This window comes from Actinomadura syzygii, from assembly GCF_008085905.1.
In the GTDB taxonomy this organism is placed as follows: Bacteria; Actinomycetota; Actinomycetes; order Streptosporangiales; family Streptosporangiaceae; genus Spirillospora; species Spirillospora syzygii.
This window is the reverse complement of record NZ_VSFF01000003.1, coordinates 432,013-455,881: the sequence shown is the minus strand read 5'-3', so window position 1 is coordinate 455,881 and position 23,869 is coordinate 432,013. Positions and strand designations below refer to the sequence as shown.

Below are 23,869 nucleotides of genomic sequence, written 5' to 3'. Positions count from 1 at the left end.
GTCAGGGTAGGCCCGCCACCCTATACACGGCCAACCAGGGACGACGCCCGCCGCCGGGGAAGGGTCAGCCGGGATCGCGGCGGCGCAGGTACCGCTCGAACTCGCGGGCGATCGCGTCGCCGCTCGCCTCGGGGAGCTCGGTCGCGTCCTTCTGCTCCTCCAGCGTGCGGACGTACTCGGCGACCTCGGAGTCCTCCTCGGCGAGCTCGTTGACGCCGTTCTCCCAGGCCCGCGCCTCCTCGGGCAGCTCGCCCAGCGGGACGGTGACGTCCAGGAGGTCCTCGACGCGGCGCAGCAGCGCGAGCGTCGCCTTCGGCGACGGCGGCTGCGCGACGTAGTGCGGCACGGCCGCCCACAGCGACACGGTGTCGAGCCCCGCCTTGGCGCAGGCGTCCTGCAGGACGCCGAGGATGCCGGTCGGCCCCTCGTAGCGGGCGGGCTCCAGGTTCAGGGTGTTGACCAGCCCCGCCTCGGACGCCGCGCCGGTCACCGGCACGGGACGAGTGTGCGGCGCGTCCGCGAGCAGCGCCCCCAGCAGCACGACGTTGCGGACGTCCAGCTCCAGCATCAGCCCGACCAGCTCGCGGCAGAACGACCGCCACCGCATGTTCGGCTCGATCCCGTGCAGCAGGACGACGTCCTTGCCGCCGGGCAGCCGCGCCCATGACACGCGGGTCGTGGGCCAGGTGATGCCGCGCGTCTCGCCGTCGGTCATCTCCACGATCGGGCGGGTGACCTGGAAGTCGTAGTAGTCGTCGGGGTCGAGCTCGGCGACCGGCACGGCCTCCCAGGCGGCCTCCAGATGCGAAATGACCCCGCTCGCGGCTTCCCCGGCGTCGTTCCATCCCTCAAAGGCGGCCACGAGCACCGGATCGACCAGTTCCGGCAGGTTCTCGATCTCGACCACGCGCTGCCTCCTTTCGACGCCTGGGTACAGCGTCACCGACGGGGGCCGTCATTCCCGGGGGCGGGGGCCCCGCTCATGATCGGTGGCTGTCAGCCTACGTCCTGACGGTGACCTACCCCACCCCCGTCGGGCCAGACGCCCGTGCGCTACGCCCGCGGCGGAATACGGCACGGAGCGGACGCCCCGCCGGGTCACCGCCCGCGCGGGGTGGTGTGCGCGATCAGCACGTCGCAGGGGGAGCGGTGCGACAGGTTCGCCGGGACGGACCCGAGGATCCGCCCGGCGAGGCTGTTCAGTCCCCGGTTCCCGACGACGACGAGGTCCGCGCCGCGCTCCTTCGCCAGCCTGCTGATGACGTCGACGGCGTCGCCCTCCACCGCGACCTGGTCGATGTCGCCCGCGCCCGCGGCGACGGCGCGCTCCCGCGCGGCCCGCAGCGCGTCGTCGGCCGGCGTGGACCCCTGCACCTTGTACGCCAGGTCGCCGAGCCGGTCGGCGGCGCTCGCCCGCTCCCGCTCCGGCATCGGGCTGTAGGCGCTGGCGAGCACGAGCGTGGCGCCGGTCGCGGCGGCGAGCTGGGCGGCCCGGTCGACGGCGCGGAACGAGGAGTCCGAACCGTCGGTGCCGACGAGGATGATGCGGTACGCGCTCATGCCGATCCTTACCGGGTAGTAGTTTACTGGTGGCACGGTATCGGTCCGGTGACCCGCGCGTCACCGTCTCTTTGCACACCGCGTCTAAAAGGGGGAGGGCCGTGACCGCAGCGAAGCGAGGATCATGGCGCTCCCATCCGGGGGTCTGGGGGTCGTCCCCCAGAAAGGAAGGCTGACGTGACTCGAGGTGGCCTGCGGGCGGTCCTGTTCGACATGGACGGGCTGCTCATCGACTCCGAGAGCGTGTGGCTGGAGGTCGAGTCCGAGGTGATGGCCTGGCTCGGCGGCGAGTGGAGCCCCGCCCACCAGGAGCGGCTCGTCGGCGGCTCGCTCGCCGTCGCCGTCGAGTACATGCTGGAGCTGACGGGCTCGGACGCCCCGCCCGAGGAGATCGGGAGGCGGATGCTGGACGGCATGGTCGAGCGGCTCAGCGCCTGCGTCCCGATGATGCCCGGCGCGAAGGACCTGCTCGCCGAGGTCCGCGCGGCCGGGGTCCCGGCGGCGCTGGTGTCCTCCAGCCACCGGCGGCTCATCGAGCCGGTGCTGGACGCGATCGGCCGCGAGCACTTCGCGCTCAGCGTCGCGGGCGACGAGGTGTCCCGCACCAAGCCCGACCCCGAGCCGTACCTGACGGCCGCCGCCCGGCTCGGCGTCCCGCCGGGGGAGTGCGTCGTCCTGGAGGACTCCCCGAACGGCGTCGCCGCGGCGGAGGCGGCGGGCTGCGTCACGGTGGCGGTGCCGAACGTCCTGCCTATCCCGCCCGCGCCGGGGCGGACGGTGGTCGCGTCGCTGCGCGAGGTGGGCCTCGCGACGCTGCGGTCGCTGCCCGCGTTCACCGCCGGGGCGTGACGCCTCGTAGGTGAGCGCCGCCGAAGAGGGTCTCCCGTCGCCCAACCGTTGCGGGAAATTCACCGGTATGCGCTATTCGCCCGTCTCGTCCCCTGGGTGGGAGATGCATCGGAGGCGGTAGCGGCCCCTGATACCGGCGGGGTGGTCCCCAGGGGACGGGTCCCGCCGGAGGAGGAGGGACGCATGGGGGCAAACCGTCCGCCGGGAGGATCGGAACCGGCCTCGGACGTGTGACGATGGGAGGAGCACCATCGTGACGATTGAGGGGCCGGCATGAGCGACGCAGCCATTTTCGCGATCAGCCTCGGGGTGACCGTGCTGGGGCTGGTCATCAGCTGGGGGGTCTACCGCCGCCGGGGCGCGGGCACGGCCGTGCGGGGGGCGGCGCTGTCCCTGGTGCCGCTCGCGGCGGCGCTGACCGGGGTCACCGAGTTCTTCGTCGACCTCGCCTTCAGCCCGGTCAAGTGGGTGGGCGTCGCGCTGGCGGGGCTGGCCGTCGTCCTCTACATGGCGTCCGGGGCGATGATGAGCCGCCGTGCGGGCGGCGGCGGCGGGAACCGGGCGGCCGAGGACGGCGGGCGCAAGTCCGCCGGGCGGTCCGGCAAGCCGAAGGGCGCGGTGGAGGGCCCCGCCCGGGGCGGCGGCGACCCCGAGATGGCGGAGATCGAGAAGATCCTGCGCGACCGCGGCATCTCCTGACCGCGGCCCGGCCGCCTCCGGGCGGCGGGCCGGTCTCCGAACGGCCACGGCGGGCCGGGACGTCCCCACGCGGGGCGCCCCGGCCCGCCGTTTCTTGTGCGGACGCGGCTGACCTGCGGAGAAACGGTCTCGGAACGGACTCGGTACGGTAAAGCTTTCCGGTCTAGACCGGTTTTCGGTTGCTGGGCACGACGTGGGCGTACGTACTATTCGGGCGATTTGTCCGATGCGAAGTCGGCGCGCGTGTTCCCCAGATGACGACGAGATCACAAGTCAGATACGGGTACTGGCGAAGGTCGCTTCACGGATGGACAGTCGTGCCCGAAGGACTACGTTTCCCTTCAGCGAACGCGGCGTAACGGGCACGGGGGCAGCGGATGATCTCCGCAGCCGCCGGTCACACGCCGGCGGCAGGGCCGAACCAGTGGCCGGACGGTAGGAGGTATGGAGCGTGGCCGCACCCATTGAGGTGAGCGGGTCCGACACCGAGGCACAGCCGGAATCGGTACTTGCCGGAGTCGACCGCAAGAAGATCCAGGGGCGCTCCCTAGGCCAGATCGCATGGTTGCGGTTGAAGCGCGACAAGGTCGCCCTCACCGGCGCGGTCGTGGTCCTCGTGCTGATCCTCATCGCGATCGTGGGCCCCTACTTCGTCCAGGACCCCCTGGCGTACCACCAGAACCTGATCGACCCGACCTACAACCGCCCGAAGGGCGGCTTCTGGCACTCGGGCATCAGCGCGGACCACCCGCTCGGCGTGGAGCCCGGCACCGGGCGCGACATGCTCGCCCGCATCGTCCACGGCGCCCGGATCTCGCTGCTCGTCTCGTTCCTCGCCACGCTGATGTCGGTCGTCATCGGCACGATCATGGGCATCACCGCCGGCTACTTCGGCGGCTGGGTCGACTACGTGATCAGCCGCGCGATGGACGCCTTCCTCGCCTTCCCGCTGCTGCTCTTCGCGATCGCCCTGGTCGGCGTCGTCGCGGACGGCGCGTTCGGGCTGAGCGGCAACGGCCTGCGCGTCTCGGTGCTGGTCGTGGTCATCGGGTTCTTCAATTGGCCCTACATCGGCCGCATCATCCGCGGGCAGACGCTGTCGCTGCGCGAACGCGAGTTCGTCGACGCGGCCCGCAGCATGGGCGCCCGCAACTCCTACGTGCTGTTCAAGGAGATCCTGCCGAACCTGGTCGCGCCGATCCTCGTCTACTCGACGCTGCTGATCCCGACCAACATCCTGTTCGAGGCGGCGCTGTCGTTCCTCGGCGTCGGCGTCATCCCGCCGAAGCCGTCGTGGGGCGGGATGCTCACCCTGGCGGTGCCGATCTACTCCTCGGACCCGATGTACATGATCATCCCCGGTATGGCGATCTTCATCACGGTCCTCGCCTTCAACCTGTTCGGTGACGGGTTGCGGGACGCTCTCGACCCTCGGTCAAGGTGACTCGGGTTCCTTCCGACCCGTCTATTTGAAGGGGTGCGCCTGCACATGAACAAGATGAGACCGATCGCGGTCGTCGCGGCCGGTGTGGTCGCGGCCGCGGGGCTCGCCGCCTGCGGCGGCGGGGATTCCGGATCGTCGGGGAGCGGCCCCGGCTACAACGCCGGTGTCAACGCCGTTGTGAACAAGTCGGACAAGAAGGGCGGCACGCTCAAGTTCGGCAGCTCTGACGACTTCGACTCGCCGGACCCGGGCAACACCTACTACGCCTTCTCCCAGAACATCGCCCGCATCTACGGCCGCGGGCTGACGACGTTCAACCCGTCCGCGGGCGAGGAGAGCCTGAAGGTCGTCCCGGACCTCGCCAGCGACCTCGGTCAGTCGAGCGACGGCGGCAAGACCTGGACGTACAAGCTGCGCACCGGCGTGAAGTACGACGACGGCTCCACGGTCACGTCCAAGGACGTGAAGTACGCGGTGGAGCGGAGCAACTACTCCGACGAGCTGCAGCTCGGGCCGAAGTACTTCAAGCAGTACCTGGTCGACAACAAGCCGGCGTACAAGGGTCCGTACAAGGACAAGAGCGACGAGGGCCTCAAGTCCATCGAGACCCCCGACGACCAGACGATCATCTTCCACCTGAACACCGCGTTCCAGGAGTTCGACTACCTGGTCGCGATGTCGCAGACCATGCCCGTGCCGAAGGCCAAGGACACCGGCCTGAAGTACGAGAGCGCGATCGTCTCGTCCGGCCCGTACAAGGTCGACAACTACACGCGCGGCAAGTCGATGTCGCTGTCGCGCAACCCGAACTGGAACCCGAGCACGGACCCGATCCGCAAGGCTCTGCCCGACAAGGTCGAGATCCAGCTCAAGCAGAACGCCGACGACATCGACCAGCGGCTCATCGCGGGCTCGCTGGACATGGACATCGCCGGCGTCGGCGTCCAGTCGGGCACCCAGCCGAAGGTGCTGGCCGCCGACCAGAAGCCGTACGTCGACAACCCCGTCCAGGGCTTCCTGCGGTTCATGTCGCTGAACCAGAACGTGAAGCCGCTGAACAACATCCACTGCCGCATCGCCGTGCAGTACGCGACCGACAAGGTCGCCGCGCAGACCGCCTACGGAGGCCCGCTGGCCGGTGGCGACACCGCCACCACGGTGCTGCCGCCGTCGGTCGCCGGCTACACCAAGTTCGACCTGTACCCGCAGAAGCAGGCCGAGGGCGGCGGGCTCGACCAGGCCACGCTCGGCAAGGCCAAGCAGGAGCTGCAGCAGTGCGGCCAGCCGAACGGCTTCAGCACGAAGATCTCGGCCCGGTCCGACCGGCCGAAGGAAGTCGCGATGGCGCAGGCCATCCAGCAGAGCCTCGCGAAGGTCAACATCAAGACCGAGATCGTCCAGTTCCCGGCCGGTGACTACTTCAACAAGTACGTCGGCGTGCCGAAGTACGTCCACGACCACGGCATCGGCATGATGATCATGGCGTGGGCGGCGGACTGGCCGACCGGTTACGGCTTCCTCGCGCAGATCGTGCACGGCAGCGCCATCAAGCCGTCCGGTGGGAACAACCTCGCCGAGCTCAACGACCCGAAGGTCAACAAGGGCCTGGACGACGCCATCGCCAACCCGGACGAGGCCGCCCGCCTGAAGGCCTACGGCGAGGTCGACAAGCTGGTCATGGGGACGGCCATGGAGGTCCCGCTGGTCTACGCGAAGGCCCTGATGTACCGGCCGAAGCGCGTGACCAACGCGGGCATCACCTACTCCTACGGCGGAATGTACGACTACCTCAACATGGGCGTGGAGTAACACTCCGCCTCGTCCATGCGTCCCTCTGAAGGCAGGTGAAGGCGACGCCCGCCGGCCGGGTCAGGACCCACAGGTCCGCCCGGCCGGCGGGTGGGGCCGCGCAATGTGTTCGCATACATCGTCCGGCGCCTCATCGGTGCCGTCCTCATGTTGCTGCTGGTCAGCCTGGTGACCTTCGGCATCTTCTTCTGGCTGCCGAAGCTGGCGGGGCAGACGACCGACCAGATCGCGGCCGGATACGTCGGCAAGGCGCCGACGAAAGAGGCCATCCAGGACACCAAGGAGCGCCTCGGCCTGGACGAACCGGTCGTCGTCCAGTACGGCGAGTACCTGAAGGCGCTCGTCGTCGGCAAGGACTACAAGGCCGGCCCGGTCACCGACCACTGTCCCGCGCCCTGCATGGGGTTCTCGTTCCGCAGCAGCCAGCCCGTCCTGGAGACGCTGCTCGACCGCGCCCCGGCGACGGCGTCGCTCGCGCTGGGCGCCGCGGTCGTCTGGCTGGCCGGCGGGATCAGCGTCGGCGTCATCTCGGCGCTGAAGAGAGGCACGCTCTGGGACAGAGCGGCGATGATCATCGCGTTGAGCGGTGTGTCGCTGCCCATCTACTTCACCGGCCTGGTGTCACTGGCGCTGTTCTCCTACAGCATCAAGATCTTCCCAGGCGGCGGCAGCTACCTGCCCCTGACCACCGATCCGGTGACATGGTTCCAGTCGCTGGTGCTGCCATGGGTGACGCTCGCGTTCCTTTACGCGGCGATGTACGCGCGGCTCACCAGAGCGGGCATGCTGGAGACGATGAACGAGGACTACATCCGCACCGCCCGCGCCAAGGGCCTGCCGGAGAAGACCGTCGTCACCAAGCACGCGCTGCGCGCCACGCTGACGCCGATCATGACGGTGTTCGGCCTGGACCTCGGCCTGCTGCTCGGCGGCGCGGTCCTCACCGAGAGCACCTTCGGCATCCCGGGCCTCGGCCGGCTCGCGATCGACTCGATCAACACCGGCGACCTGCCCATGGTGCTCGGCGTCACGCTGATCACCGCCAGTTCCATCGTGGTGATCAACCTGATCGTCGACCTGCTGTACGCCGTCGTCGACCCGAGAGTGAGGCTGGGCTGATGGCCGGGACCGCACCCGTCGCGGACACCGCGGGCGCCGGCGAGGCCTCCGGCGCGTTCCTCGACGTCCGCGACCTGAAGATCCACTTCCCGACCGACGACGGCCTGGTGAAGTCGGTGGACGGCCTGACGTTCCAGCTGGAGCGCGGCCGCACCCTCGGCATCGTGGGCGAGTCGGGGTCGGGCAAGAGCGTGACCAGCCTCGGCATCCTCGGCCTGCACAACAAGCGCAACTCCGACGTGTCCGGGGAGATCTGGCTGGACGGCAAGGAGCTCGTCGGCGCCTCGCAGAACGAGGTGCGCCGGCTCCGCGGCCGCGACATGGCGATGATCTTCCAGGACCCGCTGTCCTCGATGCACCCCTTCTACACGGTGGGGAACCAGATCATCGAGGCGTACCGGGTCCACAACGACGTGTCGAAGCAGGTGGCGCGCAAGCACGCCATCGACATGCTCGGCCGGGTCGGGATCCCGAAGCCGGACAAGCGGGTCGACGACTACCCGCACCAGTTCTCCGGCGGCATGCGGCAGCGCGCGATGATCGCGATGGCGCTGTCCTGCGACCCGGAGCTGCTGATCGCCGACGAGCCGACGACGGCGCTGGACGTGACCGTCCAGGCGCAGATCCTCGACCTCATCCGCGACCTGCAGCAGGAGTTCAACTCCGCCGTCATCATGATCACCCACGACCTCGGGGTGGTCGCCGAGCTGTCCGACGACATCCTGGTGATGTACGCGGGCCGCTGCGTCGAGTACGCCTCGGTGGACGACGCGTTCCACCGTCCGCAGCACCCCTACACGTGGGGGCTGCTCGGCTCGATGCCGCGGCTGGACCGGGAGCGGTCGGAGCGGCTCATGCCGATCCAGGGGTCGCCGCCGAGCCTGATCAATGTGCCGTCCGGGTGCGCGTTCCATCCGCGCTGTCCCTACGCCGAGCTGAACGACGGCAAGAGCGAGACCGAGCGGCCCGAGCTGGTCGAGGTCGAGCCCGGCCACAAGGCCGCGTGCCACCTGCCGCTGGAGAAGCGGCGGGAGATCTGGGCCGACGAGATCAAGCCGAAGCTGTGACGAGCGCGGGTGGGAACGTGAGTGTGAGCACATCGAAGACCCCTGCGGACGAGACCCGTCCGGTGCAGGAGGGCGAGCCGCTGCTCGAGGTCGAGAACCTCGGCAAGCACTTCCCCGTCACCGCGGGGCTGCTGCGCCGCCAGGTCGCGGCGGTGAAGGCCGTGGACGGCGTGTCGTTCTCGGTCCGCAAGGGCGAGACCCTCGGGCTGGTGGGCGAGTCGGGCTGCGGCAAGTCCACCACCGGCCGGATGATCATGCGGTTGCTCGACCCGAGCTTCGGCAAGATCGTCTTTGAGGGGCAGGACATCACGAAGCTGTCGCAGGGGCGGCTCCGGCCGTACCGCCGCGACCTTCAGATGATCTTCCAGGACCCGTACTCGTCGCTGAACCCGCGAAAGACGGTCGGCGCGATCGTCGGGGCCCCGTTCCGGCTGCAGAACATCGAGGCCAAGCAGGGCGTGAAGAAGGCCGTCCAGGAGATCCTGGAACTCGTCGGCCTGAACCCCGAGCACTACAACCGGTACCCGCACGAGTTCTCCGGCGGGCAGCGGCAGCGCATCGGGATCGCCCGCACCCTCGCCCTGAAGCCGAAGCTGATCGTCGCCGACGAGCCGGTCTCCGCGCTCGACGTGTCGGTGCAGGCGCAGGTGGTGAACCTGCTGGAGGACCTGCAGGACGAGCTCGACCTCACCTACGTGGTGATCGCGCACGACCTGTCGGTGGTCCGGCACATCTCCGACCGCGTCGCCGTCATGTACCTCGGCAAGATCGTCGAGGTGGCGGAGCGGTCGGACCTGTACGAGCGGCCGATGCACCCGTACACGAACGCGCTGCTGTCCGCGGTCCCGATCCCGGACCCGGCCGAGCGGGGCGACCGGCAGCGGATCCGGCTGCAGGGGGACGTGCCGAGCCCCCTCGACCCGCCGCCCGCGTGCCGGTTCCACACGCGCTGCTGGAAGGCGCAGGACATCTGCAAGCAGGTCGAGCCGCCGCTGGTCGAGCTCAGCCCCGGCCACCAGGCCGCCTGCCACTTCCCGGAGAACACCACGGTCAGCGCGACCGACGCGGTCGCCAAGGCCGCGGTGACACCGGGCACCGCCCCGTCCGAGGACCCCGAGCCCGCGGAGTAACCAGCTCCCGCGCGCCGCGCGGCCCCGGCACGACGAAGACCCGGCCCCACCTCGATGGGGCCGGGTCTTCGCCTTTCCGCGCGGAAGAAATCCGCCCCTGCCCTCCACATGGCGCCGAGACGCCGCGGAGACGCCATGGAAGAGCCGGAGGGACGCCGCGGAGACGCCGCGGAGATCGGGCCCCTGCTGCACTGCGGCCTTGACGGCAAAGGCCGGCCCCCACGGCGACGACGCCGGGGGTCATGAAGAAAAGGGGTCCGTGATGGCGAGACGAACGATGGCGACGGCCGCGCTCCTCGGGGCGCTGGTCGCGGCGCCGGTCGTGGCGGCGACACCGGCCATCGCGGCCGAGCAGGCGCCCGCAGCGGGCGCGCGAACGCAGCCCGCCGCACTCCCGGACACGGCGACGGCCGCCTACGACGGCGCCACCGTTCGGGGGATTCCGCCGTACTGGAAGGGGCTCTGCGCGAAGAAGATCGTCCGGAAGATCGTCCCCGCGTGCTGGAAGAAGGGCCACGCGTTCACGCCCAAGCAGGTCAGGATCATGCGGTGCATCGCCGCCCACGGGCCCTACGCGGGCCCCGTGGGCGCCGGAAAGCTCGGCTACTGGGCGGTGAAGTGCGGGCGGACCGATTGGAAGAAGTGGTAGCCCGAGAATAGGACCGTGAACGGTCCGCCGAAGCGGCGCGCGTAGGCCGCCTCCCGATCCGGGAGGCGGCCTACGCGGCTTCGGCGCCGGACTCGAAGGGCCCCGGCTCCTTGCCCGGGGCTTCGGCCCTCACTCGGTGGCGATGGCCTTCAGGACGTCCATGCGCCCGGCCCGCCACGCCGGCCACAGCGCCGCCAGCACCCCGATCACCGCGGCGACCACCAGGTAGACGACCAGCGTCCCGTACGGGACGGCGAGGACCCCGAGGCCCTTGTCGGCGAGGGCGTTCTGCATCGCCGCGCCGAACGCGACGCCGATGCCCATGCCGAGCAGCGCCCCGAACACCGCGATCATGATCGACTCGGCGCGGATCATGCGGCGGAGCTGGCGGCGGCTGATCCCGATCGCGCGGAGCAGCCCGATCTCCCTGGTCCGTTCGATCACCGACAGGGCGAGCGTGTTCACGACGCCGACCGCGGCGATGATCACGGACATGGCCAGCAGGATCGACACGAACTTCACCAGCCCGTCGATCTGCTTGCTGATCTGGTCCTTCAGCGCCGCCTGGTCGGACACCTCCAGCGCCGGGTAGTCCTTCAGCGCGTTCTCGATGCCCGTCTTGGTGGCGGCGCCGGTCGTCGCGGCGTCGACGATGACCGCGTCGATGAACGGACGGACCGTGTGCTGCCGGTACGCCTGCTCGGCGATGACGTTCGAGCCGATCAGGTCGCTCTTGGTGTAGACGCCGGTGAGCCGCAGCGGCTCGGTCTTGCCGTCGGTGAACTGCACCGGGACCATCGCCCCGACCGTCCAGCCGTGCTTGTTCGCCGACTTCTCGTCCATCATGATCCCGGCCGCGCCGAGGTCGCTGGAGCCCGCGACCATCTTCAGCCGCGCCGCCTTCACGATCTCGGCGACGTCGCCGGACATGACCGAGTTCCGCTTACCGGCGATCTTGGCGTCGGCGGTGTACGTCGGGGACGCGTTCCGCACCCCCGGCACCGCCTTGATCTTCCCGGGGACCTCCGTGCCGATGGAGCCCGCGCCGGTCGGCATGACGAGGTAGTCTGCGCCGAACTGCGCGTCGACCTGCGCGCTCATCGACGCGGAGGTCGACGTGCCGAGCACGTTCACCGTCGTGATCAGCGCCAGGCCGATCATCAGCGCGGCGGCGGTCGCGGCGGTGCGGCGCGGGTTGCGCAGCGCGTTCTGCCGGGCGAGCCGGCCCGGCGACCCCATCAGCCGCGCGAACGGCGCGCCGAGCACCCGCAGCACCGGGACGCTGATCACCGGGGCGAGCATCGCCACCCCGATGAACACCGAGAACACCCCCACCCCGACGAGCGCGACGGGGCTGCCGCCGCCGCCCGCGAGGCCCACCGCGATCAGCCCGGCGCCCGCCGCGGTCAGCAGCGAGCCGAGCGCCACCCGGATCCGCAGCGACCGCTGCGGCATCGCCACGTCGTCCCGCATCGCCGCGACCGGCGGGATCTTCGCCGCGCGCCGCGCCGGGAAGTACGCCGACACGACGGTAACGACGATCCCGACCACGTACGACCAGATCACCGGCCGCGAGGTGAACGTCAGCCCGCCCTGCCCGGCGTCGCCCATCTGCGACTGCAGCAGCGACGCGAGCCCCGCGCCGACGAGGAGGCCGAGCGTCGACCCGATCACGCCGACCGCGACCGCCTCGCCGATCACCGCGCGGGTGACCTGGCCGCGGGCCGCGCCGATCGCGCGCAGCAGCGCCAGCTCGCGGGTCCGCTGCGCGACCAGCATCGAGAACGTGTTGAAGATGATGAACGCCCCGACGAAGATCGAGATCAGCGCGAACACCAGCAGGAACGTCTGGAAGAAGTTCATCATCGAGGCGATGTCGCTCTTGGACTCCTCGCGGAGCTTCTCCCCGGTGACGGCCTCCATGCCCTGGGGGAGGACCTTCGCGACCCGGTCGCGCAGCTCCGCCTGCGACGGGCCCGTCGAGCCCATCTCGATGTCGCTGAAGTAGCCGGGCTTCAGCATCAGCGCCTGCGCCGTCGGGGTGTCGAACGCGGTGACCGTCGCGCCCATCAGGTTCCCCGTGTCGATCAGCCCGACGACCTTCATCCGCTGCGGCGGGCCCGCGGTGACGACCTGCGCGGTGTCACCGACGGACAGCTTGCCCTTCTCGGCGCTCTTCGCGTCGATCACGACCTCGGCGGGGCCCTGCGGCGCCCGCCCCGACTTCAGGTCGTACGACCCGCCCGCCGTCCAGTTCGCGCCGATCTGCGGCGGCCCGTTCTGCGGGGTGCCGACGACCTTGCCGTCCTTGCCGACGACCGCCGCGTACCCGGTGACGTTGCCCTTCGGGTCCTTCACCCCGTCGACGCCCCGCAGCGCCGCCAGCACCGACGCCGGGACGGGCTGCGCCGCCATGCCGTCGTCGTCGCCCACGACCTTCTCGGCCCGCACGTCCACGGCCACGTTCTTGCCGACCCGGCTGAACAGGTCGTCGAACTGCTTGTTCATCGTGTCGGTGAAGATCAGCGTGCCGGCCACGAACGCGACGCCGAGGATCACCGCGACGCCGGTCAGCACCAGCCTGATCTTGTGCGCCGCCAGGTTGCGGCGCGTGACCTTGCCCATCATCGCGCCGCGACCCCCGGCTCGTCACCGGCCGGGCGGACGGGCGCGCCGACGGCGTCGAAGCCCTTCATCCGCTCCAGGACCCGCTCGGCGGTCGGCTCGTGCATCGTGTCGACGATCTGCCCGTCCGACAGGAACAGCACCTGGTCGGCGTACGCCGCCGCGGACGGGTCGTGCGTCACCATTACGATCGTCTGGCCCATCCGCCGCACCGAGTCGCGCAGGAAGCCGAGCACCTCCGCACCGGACCGCGAGTCGAGGTTCCCGGTCGGCTCGTCCGCGAAGATGATCTCCGGGCGGGCGGCCAGGGCCCGCGCGCACGCCACCCGCTGCTGCTGCCCGCCGGACAGCTCCGACGGGCGGTGCTTCAGCCGCGGCCGCAGCCCCACCGTGTCGATCACCGCGTCCAGCCACTCCCGGTCCGGCTTGCGGCCCGCGATGTCCATCGGGAGCGTGATGTTCTCCAGCGCCGTCAGCGTCGGCACCAGGTTGAACGCCTGGAAGATGAACCCGACCTTGTCGCGGCGCAGCCGGGTGAGCTGCTTGTCGCGCAGCCGGGTCAGCTCGGTGTCGCCGATGAAGACCTGCCCGGAGTCCACCGAGTCCAGGCCCGCCATGCAGTGCATGAGCGTCGACTTGCCGGACCCGGACGGGCCCATGATCGCGGTGAAGCGGCCGCGGGGAATTCCAACGGTGACCCCGTCCAGCGCGACGACCTGAGCGTCGCCGCGCCCGTACACCTTCGCGATCTGCTGGGTCCGTGCGGCGAAATCGCCCGCCCCGGGCGCGGTCCGCGCGCCGGCGGTCGATGGGGCGGTGTTCGTCACGAGAAACTCCCGAGTGTGAGTGAGCTGGATTCCACCGGACCGCGCCCGAGCCCCCGGCGATCCGACTCTCAAAACAGTAGGAGTCCGGCATGCTCGTGTGATGCGCCCCAGGAACGGACTTGGCCGTCCACCCGTGGCAGGAGGCACACCCGGTTGATCGTCCTCCCGGAGTAGGCGCGTCCACCCGGAGGACAGGGGTCCCTCGGGGCCCATCCCTGAGGCCGTGCCCCCGGACCCCCGCGCCCGCCTGCGACGGAACGCCGACGGCGCGTCAGGGACGTCCCTGACGCGCCGTTGTCGCTCACTGTAGCCGTGGTACCCGGGTGCTAGTACCGGGGTGCTTACCGCGGGCTCAGCCCTGGCCCGGGCGGCTCAGGCCCGTCTCGTACGCGTACACCACGGCCTGCACCCGGTCGCGCAGCCCCAGCTTCGCCAGGACGTTCCCCACGTGCGTCTTCACCGTCGTCTCGCTGACCACCAGCTCGGCCGCGATCTCCGCGTTCGACTGGCCCCGCGCCACGTGCGACAGCACCTCGCGCTCCCGCTCCGTCAGCGTGTCCAGACCCGGCGGCGGGGCCGCGTCCCGCACCGCGGGCAGCCGCGTCGCGAACTTGTCCAGCAGCCGCCGCGTCACGCTCGGCGCCACGATCGCGTCGCCCGCCGCGACGATCCGGATCGCCTGCACCAGGTCCTCCGGCGGCGAGTCCTTCAGCAGGAACCCGCTCGCCCCCGCCCGCACCGCCTCGATCACGTACTCGTCCAGGTCGAACGTCGTCAGGATCAGCACCCTCGGATCGTGCGAGGCCGCCTCCTCCCGGATGATCCGCCGGGTCGCCTCGATGCCGTCCACCCCGGGCATCCGGATGTCCATCAGCACCACGTCGGGCAGCAGCGAACGGGTCAGCTCCACGGCGGCCGCGCCGTCCCCGGCCTCTCCCACCACCGCGATGTCGGTCTCGGCCTCCAGGATCAGCCGGAACCCCGTGCGCAGCAGCGGCTGGTCGTCCACGAGCAGGACCCGCACCGCGCTCATGCCGCTCCGCCCTTCGGGGGGACGGCCCCCAGGCCCCCGCGAAGGGGGCTCGATGATCCTCGCTCCGCCGCGGTCATCGCGCCGCCTCGCGTCCCGGTGTGTCCATTGGCCCCGCTCCTCGCCTCACGCCGCCTCTGCCCAAACCTACGGCCTCGCGCCGCATGCCTCACGCCTCGAGCGGGAACCGCGCCCGCACACCGAACCCGCCGCCGACCCGCGGCCCGATCTTCAACTCGCCACCGTACAGCGCGACACGCTCGTACATGCCGACGAGCCCGTGGCCCGGATTGTCGCCGTCGTCCGCCATGATCGTCGCGGTGCCGTGCCCGTCGTCCTCGATCTCCACGGTCAGGTCCCGGTCGCCGTAGTACAGCCGCACCCACGCCCGCGCCTGCGGGCCCGCGTGCTTCAGCGTGTTCGTCAGCGCCTCCTGGATCAGCCGGAACGCCGCCACGTCCACCCCCGGCGACGGCGGCCGCGCCTCGCCCTCGATCCACAGCTGCACCGCCAGGCCCGTCTCCCGGACGTGGTCGAGCAGCTCCCCGAGATCGCCGAGCCCCGGCTGCGGCGCCAGCTCCCGGCCCGCCCGCTCGGGGTCGCGGTCGGTCCGCAGGACGCCGACGATCCGCCGCATCTCGCTCAGCGCCGTCCGGCCGACCTCCTCGATCGTCGACATCGCCTCCCGCGCGCTGCCCGGATCCCGGTCGATGATCCGCCGCGCCGCGCCCGCCTGCACCGTCATCACGCTCACATGGTGCGCCACCACGTCGTGCAGCTCCCGCGCGATCCGCGACCGCTCCTCGATCCGCGCCGCCCGCGCGTCCGTGCCCCGCGCCCGCTCCAACCGGGCCGCGCGGTCCTCCAGCTCGGCGAAGTACGCCCGCCGCAGCCGCAGGTTCCGGCCGAGCACCCACACCCCGATGACCAGCGCGCAGTCCGTCAGCAGCGCCCCCGGCGACACCGACACCGGCAGCAACGCCAGATACGCCACGAAATAGGCGAACGCCGCCGCCCCGCCCAGCGCGCTCTGCGCCAGCCCCCGGTGCGCCGCCACGCTGTACACCGCGATCAGGAACGCCGCGACGTCCGGCAGCGACGGCGGATACCCCGCCACCGCCAGCGCCAGCTCCCCGGCGAGCACGACCACCAGCACCGCCATCGGATGCCGCCGCCGCCACGTCAGCGCCATCGTCACCACGAAGACCAGCAGCCCGTCCCACAGGTCGGGGGTCCGGAACTTCTCGAGGTCGGAGTCGGCCGGCAGGTTCTCCAGGAACAACTGCGGCAGCCCCGCCGCCAGCAGCCCGAACGCCAGCAGGGCGTCCGCCGCCTGCGGGCGCCCCCGAAGCCAGGCGCGGAGGGAACGAAAACCACGGATGCGGGGTGACACGACTCTCACCCTAGGAGGTCGCGCCAGGTCGTGACCCCTCCTGTACGCGGATCCGCCGTCCTCCCCAAGGAGGACGCGCAGGCCCTGCCCCTACGCCGCTCCGGACCCGCCGACCCACCGGCCGACACGCCGGGCGCGCCGGGCCCCGCCGCTCAGAGGTCGTCGCGCTCGCGCGCCGACGGACGCGCCCCGCCCGCAGGCTCCAGATCCGCCGGGGACGGACGCCGCACCGGCGCATCCGGCAGCGGCGGGGGAGTGCCCCCGAACTCCGGGCACCGCTCCCGGTGGTCGCACCAGTCGCACAGCCGCCCCGCCCGCGGACGCCACTCCCCGGTGTCCATCGCCCGCCGGATCGCCTCCCACAGCGCCTCCACCTTCCGCTGCGTCGCCCGCAGGTCCGCCTCGTCCGGCTCGTACCGCAGCACCTCCCCGTTGCCCAGGTACATGAGCTGCAGCAGCCGCGGAACCCGGCCCTGCCGCCGCCACAGCACCAGCGCGTAGAACTTCATCTGGAACAGCGCCCGCGCCTCGAAGTCAGCCCGCGGCGCCGTGCCCGTCTTGTAGTCGACGATCCGGACGTCGCCGCTCGGCGCCACGTCCACCCGGTCGATGTAACCCCGCAGCTTCAACCCCGAGTCGAGCACCGTCTCGACGAACAGCTCCCGCTCCGCCGGCTCCAGCCGCCGCGGATCCTCCAACGTGAAGTACCGCTCCACCATGCGGCGCGCCTGCTCCAGCCACACCGCCCGCTCAGCGTCGCCCTCCGCGCCCGCCTCGAACAGCCCCGCGAGCTCCGGCTCCGCCGCCAGCAGCCGCTCCCACTCCGGATCGAGCAGCCCCGCCGCCGCCTCCGCCGTCCGCCCGTCCCGCGGCAGGTCGTACAGCCGCTCCAGCACCGCGTGGACGAGCGTCCCCCGCGCCGCCGCCGCGCTCGGCCGCTCCGGCAGCCGATCGATCACCCGGAACCGGTACAGCAGCGGACACGTCATGAAATCGCTCGCCCGCGACGGCGACAACGACCCCACCACCTCGACCTCCGGCGCCTCCCCGCCGGACCCCCCGCGCGCGGACGGAACGGACGCCTCACTACCCGCCTCGGTCGTCGTCATGGCACAGCACACTAGGCGACGCCCCCGACGAAATCCCGCAACCCGGCGACCCCGCCCGCGTCCCGCCCGCGCCCCCTCCGGGCGCGCCCGCCGGACGCCACCGGACCGCCCGCCCCACCGGGGCCGTAGCATCGGTGACGTGACACACAGCGCGCCCCCGACCCAGGGCAAGACGCCCGAAGGCCAGCAAGGCCCCGACCGCGGCCCCGCCGCACGGCCCGGCCTGCTCATGGGCCGCCCCTTCGGCGTCCCCGTCTACGTCTCGCCCAGCTGGTTCCTGGTCGCCGTCCTCGTCACCGTCATGTTCGAAGGACAGGTCCACGACGTCGTCGAACGCCCCCTCAGCTACCTCGTCGCGTTCGCCTACGCCCTCCTGCTCTACGGGTCGGTGTTCGTCCACGAGCTCAGCCACGCCGTCACCGCCCGCGCGTTCCGGCTGCCCGTCCGCTCCGTCACCCTCCACGTCCTCGGCGGCGAGACCTCCATCGAACGCGAGGCCCCCACCCCCGGCCGCGAATTCCTCATCGCCTTCGCCGGACCCCTCGTCAATCTCGTCCTCGCCGGCATCGGCCTCCTCGCCCACGCCCTCCTCCCGCTCCCCGACGTCGCCGTCCTCCTCGTCGACGCCCTCACCTTCGCCAACCTCCTCGTCGGCGTCTTCAACCTCCTGCCCGGCCTGCCCCTCGACGGCGGACGCCTCGTCCGCGCCGCCGTCTGGAAGGCCACCGGACGCAGCCGCACCGGCGCCATCATCGCCGGCTGGGTCGGCCGCGGCGTCGCCATCGCCACCCTCGTCGGCGGCGCCCTCCTCGCCACCTACGGCACCGGCGCGGACGGCGGCATCGGCTGGCTCGCCCTCCTCTGGTCCGCGCTCGTCGCGTCCTTCATCTGGGTCGGCGCCACCCAGTCCATCCGCGCCGAGTACGTCCGCGACCGCATCCCCCTGCTGTCCGCCCGCCGCCTCGCCCGCCGCGCCACCCTCGTCACCGCCGACACCCCCCTCGCCGAAGCCGTCCGCCGCGCCCGCGACGACCACGCCGGCGCCATCGTCATCGCCGACCACGACGGCAGGCCCCTCGGCCTCGTCAGCGAGAAGGCCGTCACCGCCACCCCCGAGCACCGCCGCCCCTGGGTCACCGCCGGCGACCTCTCCCGCGGCACCGGCGACCTCACCCTCCCCGCCGACCTCACCGGCGAGGACCTCATGGACGCGCTCCGCCGCGCGCCCGCGTCCGAGTACCTCCTCGTCGAACCCGACGGCCGCGTCTACGGCGTCCTCGCCACCGCCGACGTCGACCGCGCCTTCGCGGGCATCTGAACCACGGGCATCTGAACCACGGGTGTTCGAACCACCCGCCCCGCACGCCCCGCGAGCGGCCTGACCTGCCCGCGCCCGCCGCTAGCCTTGACCACCATGAGCGAACCCCAGCCGAACGAACCCCCCACCACCCCAGGCCGCACCCCCCACGGCCCGTTCCGGCCAGGAGACCAGGTTCAGCTCACCGACCCCAAGGGCCGCATCAACACCATCACCCTCCAGCCCGGCAAGCTCTACCACTCCCACAAGGGCTCCGTCCCCCACGACGACATCATCGGCAGCCCCGAAGGAACCGTCTTCCGCTCCACCGGCGGCACCGACTACCTCGCCTTCCGCCCCCTCCTCGCCGACTTCGCCCTCCGCATGCCCCGCGGCGCCGCCGTCGTCTACCCAAAGGACGCCGCCCAGATCGTCGCCATGGCCGACGTCTTCCCCGGAGCCCGCGTCGTCGAGGCGGGCGCCGGATCAGGCGCCCTCAGCTGCTTCCTCCTCCGCGCCGTCGGCGAACACGGCCTCCTCTCCTCCTACGAACGCCGCCCCGACTTCGCCGACATCGCCCGCGCCAACGTCGAGAAGTTCTTCGGCGGACCCCACCCCGCCTGGCGCCTCACCCTCGGCTCCCTCGAACACGCCCTCGCCGAGACCGACGTCGACCGCGTCATCCTCGACATGCTCGCCCCCTGGGAATGCCTCGACGCCGTCGCCAAGGCACTCGTCCCCGGCGGCATCGTCTGCGCCTACATCGCCACCACCACCCAGATGTCCCGCGTCGTCGAAGACCTCCGCGCCCACGGCAACTTCGCCGAACCCCACGCCAGCGAGACCATGCTCCGCACCTGGCACGTCGACGGCCTCGCCGTCCGCCCCGACCACCGCATGGTCGGCCACACCGGCTTCCTCGTCACCGCCCGCCGCCTCGCCGACGGCGTCACCCCGCCCGCCCGCCGCCGCCGTCCCGCCAAGGCCGCCCACCCCGAACCCGCCGCGCCCGGCGTGCCCGCCGAACCGCCGACCGCGCCGCCCGCCACGCCCGGACGCCCCGCCGAGTCGTAGATCACACTCCCCGCGACCCGCCCGGCGCGCCCCTCCCCGCCGCGACACACCCGCCGCCCCTCCCAGACACCCCCGAACTCGGCAAACCCGCCACCACGACACGCCCGGAACCACAAACCCCCAGGTCCAGGCCCCGTAACCCCTCACCCCACCCCGCCCCCACAGCACCCCTCCCAACCCTCCCGGAACACCCCCGCACGACACGAACACCGAATGGGCAGGTTACGGAAGCCCTCCAGATAGGTAGGGTCTCAGTAGGTCGTCGGCTCTCTTCGTGAGGAGGTGACGGGGCGTGGCCGCTCGTGACGATGCCGGGGCGCGCAGGGCGCAGCACGAAAAGGAGGTCAGGGACCTCCAAACGCAGATCTCCTTCCTGGAGGAGGAGATCTCCGTGCTGCGCCGCAAGCTCGCGGAGTCCCCGCGCCAAGTACGTGTTCTGGAAGAACGCCTCCATGAGGCACAGGCCAACCTGGCAGCCGTAACAGGTCAGAACGAGCGACTCGTAGCGACCCTCAAAGAGGCTCGCGAACAGATCGTGGCGCTCAAGGAGGAGGTCGACAGGCTCGCACAACCACCATCCGGATTCGGCGTCTTCCTCGAAGGCCGAGACGATGGAACGGTCGACATCTTCACCGGCGGACGCAAACTCCGGGTGAACGTCAGCCCCGCCGTCGACGTCGACGAACTCCAGCGCGGCCAAGAGGTCATGCTGAACGAGGCCCTCAACGTCGTCGAGGCGCTCGCCTTCGAAGAGCAGGGCGAAGTCGTCATGCTCAAGGAACTCTTCGACGACGGCGAACGCGCACTCGTCATCGCGCACGCCGACGAAGAACGCGTGGTCAAGCTCGCCGAGCCGCTCCGCGGAGTCCCGCTCCGCGCCGGCGACTCCCTCATGCTCGAACCACGCTCCGGATACGCCTACGAGAAGATCCACAAGGCGGAGGTCGAAGAACTCGTCCTCGAAGAGGTCCCCGACATCTCCTACGACGAGATCGGCGGCCTCGGCTCACAGATCGAAATGATCCGCGACGCCGTGGAACTTCCCTACCTGCACGCCGACCTCTTCCGCGAACACCAGCTCCGGCCCCCGAAGGGCGTCCTCCTCTACGGACCCCCCGGATGCGGGAAGACCCTCATCGCCAAGGCCGTCGCCAACTCGCTCGCGAAACAGGTCGCCGAGAAGACCGGCCAGGAAGGCAAGAGCTTCTTCCTCAACATCAAGGGCCCAGAACTCCTCAACAAATACGTCGGCGAAACCGAACGGCACATCCGGCTCGTTTTCCAACGCGCACGCGAAAAGGCGTCCGCCGGAACGCCCGTCATCGTCTTCTTCGACGAAATGGACTCCATCTTCCGCACCCGCGGATCCGGAGTCTCCTCCGACGTCGAGAACACCATCGTCCCGCAGCTCCTCAGCGAGATCGACGGCGTCGAAGGACTGGAGAACGTCATCGTCATCGGCGCATCCAACCGCGAGGACATGATCGACCCCGCGATCCTGCGCCCCGGCCGCCTCGACGTCAAAATCAAGATCGAACGACCCGACGCCGAAGCCGCCCGAGACATCTTCTCCAAGTACATCCTCGGCAACCTGCCCCTCCACCCCGACGACCTCAAGGAGCACGGCAGCTCCGTCGAAGCCACCGTCGACGCCATGATCCAGCGCACCGTCGAACGCATGTACACCGAAACGGAGGAGAACCGCTTCCTGGAGGTCACCTACGCCAACGGCGACAAGGAAGTCCTCTACTTCAAGGACTTCAACTCCGGAGCGATGATCCAGAACATCGTCGACCGCGCCAAGAAAATGGCCATCAAGCAGTTCCTCGACACCGGCCAAAAAGGTCTTCGCGTCAACCACCTCCTCGCCGCCTGCGTCGACGAGTTCAGCGAGAACGAAGACCTGCCCAACACCACCAACCCCGACGACTGGGCCCGCATCTCCGGCAAGAAGGGCGAACGCATCGTCTACATCCGCACCCTCGTCTCCGGAACCAAGGGCGCGGAAGCCGGACGGTCCATCGACACCGTCGCCAACACCGGCCAATACCTGTAAACCGGCACCACACGCCGACATGCGCGGCGGCCCCCGACCCGGGGCCGCCGCCTCGGCGCGCCCGCGACATCCGCCCCCGAACACCCGGCCCCGTGGCTCCACCCCCGCCGCCCCGATAGGCTCGACGATATGAGTGTTCGGCGGGTGATGGGCATCGAGACCGAGTACGGCATCTCCGTACCCGGGCAACCAGGGGCCAACGCGATGGTGACCTCCTCCCAGGTCGTCAACGCCTACCTCGCGGCGTCCGCCGCGCGCGCCCGCAGAGCGCGCTGGGACTTCGAGGAGGAGAACCCCCTCCGCGACGCCCGCGGCTTCGACCTCGCCCGCGAGGTCGCCGACCCCACCCAGCTCACCGACGAAGACCTCGGCCTCGCCAACGTCATCCTCACCAACGGCGCCCGCCTCTACGTCGACCACGCCCACCCCGAATACTCCGCACCCGAATGCACCAACCCCCGCGACGCCGTCATCTGGGACAAGGCCGGAGAACGCGTCATGGCCGACGCCGCCCAACGCGCCGCCATGGTCCCCGGCACCCACCCCATCCAGCTCTACAAGAACAACACCGACAACAAGGGCGCCTCCTACGGCTGCCATGAGAACTACCTCATGCGCCGCGAGACCCCCTTCGCCGACATCGTCCGCCACCTCACCCCCTTCTTCGTCTCCCGCCAGATCGTCTGCGGCGCAGGCCGCGTCGGCATCGGCGTCGACGGACGCGGCGACGGCTTCCAGATCAGCCAGCGCGCCGACTTCTTCGAAGTCGAGGTCGGCCTGGAGACCACCCTCAAACGACCCATCATCAACACGCGCGACGAACCCCACGCCGACCCCGAGAAGTACCGGCGGCTGCACGTCATCATCGGCGACGCGAACATGGCCGAGCTCTCCACCTACCTCAAGCTCGGCACCACCTCCCTCGTCCTCGCCATGATCGAAGACGGCTTCCTCACCGTCGACCTCTCCGTCGACATGCCCGTCGCCGCCCTCCGCGCCGTGTCCCACGACCCGTCCTGCAAGCACCTGCTCACCCTCCGCGACGGACGCAAGATGACCGCCGTCCAACTGCAGATGGAATACCTCGAGCAGTCCCGCAAGTACGTCGAGGACCGCTTCGGCGCCGACGTCGACGAGATGACCAAGGACGTCCTCGACCGCTGGGAGTCCGTCCTCCACCGCCTCGGCGACGACCCCATGCAGCTCTCCCGCGAACTCGACTGGGTCGCCAAGCTCGCCCTCCTGGAGGGCTACCGCACCCGCGACGGCATCGACTGGTCCCACCCGCGCCTGCAGCTCGTCGACCTCCAGTACAGCGACATCAGGCCCGACAAGGGCCTCTACAACCGCCTCGTCGACCGCGGCCGCATCGACCGCGTCGTCAGCGAGGCCGAGGTCGAGTCCGCCGTCGAGGACCCGCCCGAGGACACCCGCGCCTACTTCCGCGGCCGCTGCCTGCGCCAGTACGCCGACTCCGTCGCCGCCGCGTCCTGGGACTCCGTCATCTTCGACGTCCCGGGCCGCGAGTCCCTGCAGCGCGTCCCCACCCTGGAGCCCCTGCGCGGCACCAGGCAGCACGTGGGCGCCCTCCTGGACCGCTGCCGGACGGCCGCCGACCTCGTCGCCACCCTGACCGGCCAGAGCTGACCAGAGCCCCGTCCAAGCGCTCGGGGCCGGTGGGCGCACTCATTGGATAGCTTTACTATCGAGTGCCTTTCGATGTGCTGACCTGCGGAGACGGATCAGGTCTCGGTTTCGTGACCGGTATGCCCGTTTCAGTGGCCGGTCGGCTGGCGATAACCCGAGCATGCCCCCGGCCCCCGGGCGTAGGCGGCGAAACGGACGCTCAAGATCCGCTCGTCGTCGAAGATCGGAGATAGGGTCGGAGGCACCGGCAGAGCGGAGGTACGGAATGGCCACGAAGGACACCGGCGGTCAGAAGCAGACCACTCGGCGCACGGAAGAGGTCGAGGAGACCGAGGCCACGACGACCGAGGACGTGCAGGAGCGCCAGGAGAAGCTCACCGACGACGTGGACTCAATTCTGGACGAAATAGACGAAGTTCTCGAAGAGAACGCAGAGGACTTTGTCCGCGCTTATGTGCAAAAAGGCGGAGAGTAATATAAATCGG

General features: G+C 70.6%; 20 protein-coding genes. 13 read left to right on the top strand and 7 right to left on the bottom strand.

All coding sequences use genetic code 11. From position 1 onward, the window contains the following. Positions 1-64: 64 nt before the first annotated feature. Together FXF65_RS09300 and FXF65_RS09295 are read right to left on the bottom strand one after the other, a co-directional pair. Positions 65-907 (bottom strand): PAC2 family protein, encoded by an 843-nt coding sequence (locus FXF65_RS09300; protein ID WP_067886807.1) that lies wholly within the window; start codon positions 905-907, stop codon positions 65-67. Positions 908-1,098: 191 nt separating this feature from the next. After that, positions 1,099-1,560 carry a universal stress protein gene (locus FXF65_RS09295; RefSeq protein WP_148349292.1) on the bottom strand — a complete coding sequence of 154 codons (462 nt, stop codon included), beginning with the start codon at positions 1,558-1,560 and terminating at the stop codon, positions 1,099-1,101. A 177-nt stretch (positions 1,561-1,737) separates the two neighbouring features. Between FXF65_RS09295 and FXF65_RS09290 the strand changes: the two genes are divergently transcribed. The 8 genes from FXF65_RS09290 to FXF65_RS09255 all read left to right on the top strand — a co-directional run bounded on the left by FXF65_RS09290 (position 1,738) and on the right by FXF65_RS09255 (position 10,326). Beyond that, positions 1,738-2,409 carry an HAD family hydrolase gene (locus FXF65_RS09290; protein ID WP_148349291.1) on the top strand — a complete coding sequence of 224 codons (672 nt, stop codon included), beginning with the start codon at positions 1,738-1,740 and terminating at the stop codon, positions 2,407-2,409. 273 nt (positions 2,410-2,682) lie between these two features. Further along, on the top strand, positions 2,683-3,108 hold the full coding sequence (locus FXF65_RS09285) for a hypothetical protein (RefSeq protein ID WP_148349290.1): 426 nt from the start codon (positions 2,683-2,685) through the stop codon (positions 3,106-3,108). A 451-nt stretch (positions 3,109-3,559) separates the two neighbouring features. Further along, entirely contained in the window at positions 3,560-4,552 is a 993-nt protein-coding gene (locus FXF65_RS09280) for an ABC transporter permease (RefSeq protein ID WP_148349289.1), read from the top strand. A 45-nt stretch (positions 4,553-4,597) separates the two neighbouring features. Next, a complete protein-coding gene (locus FXF65_RS09275; protein WP_222868449.1) occupies positions 4,598-6,361 on the top strand; it encodes an ABC transporter substrate-binding protein in 1,764 nt (587 codons plus the stop codon). 105 nt (positions 6,362-6,466) lie between these two features. After that, a complete protein-coding gene (locus FXF65_RS09270; protein WP_148349288.1) occupies positions 6,467-7,480 on the top strand; it encodes an ABC transporter permease in 1,014 nt (337 codons plus the stop codon). Continuing rightward, on the top strand, positions 7,480-8,547 hold the full coding sequence (locus FXF65_RS09265; RefSeq protein WP_148349287.1) for an ABC transporter ATP-binding protein: 1,068 nt from the start codon (positions 7,480-7,482) through the stop codon (positions 8,545-8,547). The genes FXF65_RS09270 and FXF65_RS09265 overlap by 1 nt, the downstream gene beginning before the upstream one ends. 23 nt (positions 8,548-8,570) lie before the next feature. Further along, entirely contained in the window at positions 8,571-9,677 is a 1,107-nt protein-coding gene (locus FXF65_RS09260) for an ABC transporter ATP-binding protein (RefSeq protein WP_148349286.1), read from the top strand. Positions 9,678-9,939: 262 nt separating this feature from the next. Beyond that, positions 9,940-10,326 carry a hypothetical protein gene (locus FXF65_RS09255; RefSeq protein ID WP_148349285.1) on the top strand — a complete coding sequence of 129 codons (387 nt, stop codon included), beginning with the start codon at positions 9,940-9,942 and terminating at the stop codon, positions 10,324-10,326. Between the two features lie 129 nt (positions 10,327-10,455). Here the strand turns inward: FXF65_RS09255 and FXF65_RS09250 are convergent, their stop codons facing one another. From FXF65_RS09250 to FXF65_RS09230, 5 genes are all read right to left on the bottom strand, one after another. Then, positions 10,456-12,954, bottom strand: coding sequence for an ABC transporter permease (locus tag FXF65_RS09250; RefSeq protein ID WP_246198443.1), 2,499 nt, complete (start codon positions 12,952-12,954; stop codon positions 10,456-10,458). Next, a complete protein-coding gene (locus FXF65_RS09245; protein WP_148349284.1) occupies positions 12,951-13,778 on the bottom strand; it encodes an ABC transporter ATP-binding protein in 828 nt (275 codons plus the stop codon). The genes FXF65_RS09250 and FXF65_RS09245 overlap by 4 nt, the downstream gene beginning before the upstream one ends. A 352-nt stretch (positions 13,779-14,130) precedes the next feature. Beyond that, complete coding sequence (locus tag FXF65_RS09240) at positions 14,131-14,811, bottom strand: response regulator (RefSeq protein ID WP_148349283.1); 681 nt, start codon at positions 14,809-14,811, stop codon at positions 14,131-14,133. A gap of 166 nt (positions 14,812-14,977) precedes the next feature. Then, on the bottom strand, positions 14,978-16,201 hold the full coding sequence (locus FXF65_RS09235; RefSeq protein WP_148349282.1) for a sensor histidine kinase: 1,224 nt from the start codon (positions 16,199-16,201) through the stop codon (positions 14,978-14,980). Positions 16,202-16,353: 152 nt separating this feature from the next. Then, positions 16,354-17,310, bottom strand: a complete 957-nt coding sequence (locus FXF65_RS09230) for a RecB family exonuclease (RefSeq protein WP_148349281.1) — start codon at positions 17,308-17,310, stop codon at positions 16,354-16,356. 139 nt (positions 17,311-17,449) lie between these two features. Here FXF65_RS09230 and FXF65_RS09225 point away from each other — a divergent pair, with 139 nt between their 5' ends. From FXF65_RS09225 to FXF65_RS09205, 5 genes are all read left to right on the top strand, one after another. Then, positions 17,450-18,628 (top strand): site-2 protease family protein, encoded by a 1,179-nt coding sequence (locus tag FXF65_RS09225; RefSeq protein ID WP_148349280.1) that lies wholly within the window; start codon positions 17,450-17,452, stop codon positions 18,626-18,628. A gap of 96 nt (positions 18,629-18,724) precedes the next feature. Continuing rightward, positions 18,725-19,681 carry a tRNA (adenine-N1)-methyltransferase gene (locus FXF65_RS09220; protein WP_148349279.1) on the top strand — a complete coding sequence of 319 codons (957 nt, stop codon included), beginning with the start codon at positions 18,725-18,727 and terminating at the stop codon, positions 19,679-19,681. Between the two features lie 292 nt (positions 19,682-19,973). Then, entirely contained in the window at positions 19,974-21,737 is a 1,764-nt protein-coding gene (arc, locus tag FXF65_RS09215) for a proteasome ATPase (protein ID WP_148349278.1), read from the top strand. Positions 21,738-21,866: 129 nt separating this feature from the next. Continuing rightward, positions 21,867-23,384: a depupylase/deamidase Dop gene (gene dop, locus FXF65_RS09210; RefSeq protein ID WP_148349277.1), complete on the top strand. Its 1,518-nt coding sequence runs from the start codon at positions 21,867-21,869 to the stop codon at positions 23,382-23,384. A 265-nt stretch (positions 23,385-23,649) separates the two neighbouring features. Continuing rightward, positions 23,650-23,859 carry a ubiquitin-like protein Pup gene (locus FXF65_RS09205; RefSeq protein ID WP_067886731.1) on the top strand — a complete coding sequence of 70 codons (210 nt, stop codon included), beginning with the start codon at positions 23,650-23,652 and terminating at the stop codon, positions 23,857-23,859. Positions 23,860-23,869: the final 10 nt, after the last annotated feature.